The sequence below is a fragment of the Bradyrhizobium sp. P2_E8 genome (genome assembly GCF_056403875.1).
The window spans coordinates 1-503 of record NZ_JBFUES010001944.1 but is presented as its reverse complement, the minus strand read 5'-3'; the positions used below and the strand labels follow the sequence as shown (position 1 = coordinate 503).

The following is a 503-nucleotide window of genomic DNA, read 5'->3' as shown; positions in this document are numbered from 1 at the left end:
GGCCGTATTTGGCCTCATAGGTGAAGTCGGCGTGACCGGGCCGAAACTTGTCCTTGATCTCGGAATAATCCTTGGAGCGCTGGTCGGTGTTCTCGATGAGGAGCCCGATCGGCGTGCCCGTCGTCACCTGCACGCCGGTCTCCGGATGCGCCATCACCCCGGACAGGATCTTTACCTGATCCAGCTCCTGGCGCTGGGTGGTGAAGCGCGACTGGCCGGGCCGGCGGCGATCGAGATCGCCCTGGATGTCGGCCTCGGTGAGCGGGATCATCGGCGGGCAGCCATCGACCACGCAGCCGATCGCCACCCCATGGCTCTCGCCGAAGGTGGTGACGCGGAACATGTGGCCGAAGGTGTTGAAGGACATTCGCGGACGCCGACCTATCTATTCTGACAAATTACATTGCGGTGGTAGCGCGCGAGGCAGAACCGGTCAAACGGTGTTCCCGTCATTCCGGGATGGTCCGAAGGACCAGACCCGGAATCTCAAGATTCCGGGTTCG

General features: G+C 62.6%; 1 protein-coding gene. It reads right to left on the bottom strand.

Annotated elements, in window-relative coordinates:
* A partial coding sequence (locus tag AC1D00_RS44840) for a chorismate synthase (RefSeq protein ID WP_477015181.1) occupies positions 1-367 on the bottom strand: 367 nt, incomplete at its 3' end.
* Positions 368-503 lie beyond the last annotated feature (136 nt).